This window comes from Dietzia sp. DQ12-76 (assembly GCF_014145045.1).
Taxonomy (GTDB): Bacteria; Actinomycetota; Actinomycetes; order Mycobacteriales; family Mycobacteriaceae; genus Dietzia.
In genome coordinates this window covers 1-2319 of sequence record NZ_JAALDV010000479.1, presented here as the reverse complement: position 1 = coordinate 2319, position 2319 = coordinate 1, and the positions used below count along the sequence as shown (strand labels likewise).

At 70.3% G+C, this 2319-nt stretch carries 3 protein-coding genes and 1 pseudogene; all 4 read left to right on the top strand.

Annotation, left to right across the window (positions count from 1 at the left end; translation table 11 throughout):
- A pseudogene (locus G6019_RS17460) lies at positions 1–130 on the top strand (C40 family peptidase); the annotation flags it as partial.
- Positions 130–405, top strand: a complete 276-nt coding sequence (locus G6019_RS15135; RefSeq protein ID WP_107755908.1) for a hypothetical protein — start codon at positions 130–132, stop codon at positions 403–405. The pseudogene G6019_RS17460 and the gene G6019_RS15135, both read left to right, overlap by 1 nt.
- The gene (locus G6019_RS15130) at positions 402–773 is read left to right on the top strand and encodes a hypothetical protein (protein WP_107755907.1); all 372 of its coding nucleotides are present in this window, start codon (positions 402–404) and stop codon (positions 771–773) included. The genes G6019_RS15135 and G6019_RS15130 overlap by 4 nt, the downstream gene beginning before the upstream one ends.
- Before the next feature lie 57 nt (positions 774–830).
- A complete protein-coding gene (locus G6019_RS15125) occupies positions 831–2051 on the top strand; it encodes a primosomal protein (RefSeq protein ID WP_182613713.1) in 1221 nt (406 codons plus the stop codon).
- Positions 2052–2319: the final 268 nt, after the last annotated feature.

The following is a 2319-nucleotide window of genomic DNA, read 5'->3' as shown; positions in this document are numbered from 1 at the left end:
GGACGGCCACGTCGCGATGTACATCGGCAACGGCCAACTCGTCGAGGCCGGGGACCCCGTGTCGGTGTCTGCGCTGCGCACCGACAACATCGGTATGTCCTTCCACGGGTTCTACCGTCCGACCGGCTGATGGCGCCCGACACCTGCCGCCACACCGACCCGATGACCGGCGTCGTCGCCGAGGTCGGTACCGACGGTGTGCCGGTGGGTCTGGCCCTGCCCGCCGGGCTGCTCGACCGCCCACCAGCGGACGTGGCGAGGGCGGTGCTGCGCGCCCTCACCGCCGCGGCGGGTGAGGCCCGCGATCTCCTGGACCGGTTGGCCGAAGAGGAATGGGACGGACAGGAGTGGGACCGGGCGCAGTGGCTGGGGGCGGGCGACGAGCCGGACGGGGGGTCCGGGTGAGTGCCGGAGGGCTGGACGTCGATGCCTTTCTCGACCGCCTCCGCGGCATCGCGGCCGAGTGGGAGTCCGCGCACGACCAACTCGAGTCCCTCCGGGTGGTGGCCTCGAGTCGGGACCGGATCGCGACCGCCACCGCCGATTCCGGTGGCACGGTGATCGAGTTGGTACTTGCGACCGGACTCCGCGGGCGCGGGTGCGATGCCGTGGCGTCCGCCATCCTCGAGGCCACGTCTAGCGCGGTCGTCCGGGCCAACACCCGGCGGGCCGAACTGGTCTCGGGGTCGGTCGAGCTCGCGGTCACCGCCCGCAGGCAGACCGACCGGACCCCGGCCGGAGGCCCGTCCCCTGAGCCGGCAGGCGACCAATAGGAAGTCCCGTGGGCGGGCCGTGGCACCCGGTGACGGGCCGTGGATATGCTGACCGGCATGGCCAAGGACATCGTCCCGATCGAGCTCGGTCTCCCTGAGGGAGACGTCACGACACTCTGGGCACCCAGTTGGCGAGAGGACAACGACGACTGGGAGGCGTTCCTCGGGCTCGACGAGGACCTCTATGCGTTCGACTCGACCGCCGAACTCCTCGCCCTGGTCCGGAGCGGCGCACCACACGACCTCCAGGACCACCCCTCCTGGACCGGGTTCGCGGCGTCGGACGTCCTGGCGTTCCGCGCCGCCGAGGAGAACTGTTACGACCTCGTCGGAGTACTCGAACTCCTCGGTGAGAACCCCACGGAGTCGTCGGTCGACGAGATCGATCAGGCCTTCGCGATCGCCCGCTCGATCGGGGAGGTGTGCGAACTGGACACGGTCACCAAGTTCTTCAACGGCAACCCGATCCTGGCCGCGGTCACCCGCGGTATGGACGAGTTCTACGGGCGGGACGGGCTGAAACTGTGGAAATCGATCCGCAAGACCGTCGCGAAGGGCTGGGACGACGTTCTCGACGCGATCCAGGACGTCATGACCACGCCCGAGGTGCGGCCGAACGAGGTCGACCGAGCACGCGCGGACCTGGACGCCGCCGAGGCCGCGCTCCCCGAACCCGCGCCCGAACCCGAAGCCGCCCCGACCGGCTACCCGGAGGGCTCCCTCTGGGAGACGGTCGGGATCGACCCCGTGAAGATCGTCTTCGCCGACCAGGAGTACCTCAGCCTGCGGTGCTACCTGGGCGATCGGCCGGTGTTCCTCGGCGACGGTGACCAGGCGTACGTGTTCACCAGCCCCAGGGGACTGGCCCGGTACCTGGCGGACAACGACGACGAGACCCTCAGCCACGTGGCGACCTACGAGCGCGTCAAGATCGCCGCGACCGACGGCAGCCTGGACATCCACGTGACCGAGGACAACACCTATGTTCTCGCCGGTCTCGACCGCGATATCGAGGTCGGCCCCGGGATGGTCGACGCCGATCAGCTCGGACTGGCGGTCGAACTGATCACCGACCTCGCGACCTACGTGGGCGATTCCGGCCTCGAGGCCGCCGTGACCGGCCGTGGGACCGCGCTGCGCCGATTCCTCCACTACGTCCTCAACCCGGACGACGCCAGGCTGCTCGAGCCCAGTGCCCCGTTCGACGACGAGGCCGGCGAATGGCGCGCCCTGGTCGACGACGTCGAACGCCTGATGACCACCCCCGACATCGCCTGACCTCACCCGGGCTGGCCCGGTCCGGTCCGGACTCACCGAGAAGAGCGTTCCGCACATGTCCACTCGGCCGATGCGGTCGACACACTCTTCTCGATGGGCTGGTCGGTGTTCCGGTGGAATCGGCGGGCCGGCGCCTCACCACCCGCGCAGCCGGTCCACCACCACCCCGGCCGGTCCACGAGCCTCGCCGGGTCCACAGATACCCAGGGCCGACGAGAGCTCGGCGCACGCCGCGGGCAGTCGCGCCGGGTCCCCGGCGTGAACCGTG

Coding starts and splice junctions, on each gene's coding strand:
- G6019_RS15135 (WP_107755908.1), top strand. CDS start 130: ATGGCGCCCGACACCTGCCGCCACACCGACCCGATGACCGGCGTCGTC.
- G6019_RS15125 (WP_182613713.1), top strand. CDS start 831: ATGGCCAAGGACATCGTCCCGATCGAGCTCGGTCTCCCTGAGGGAGAC.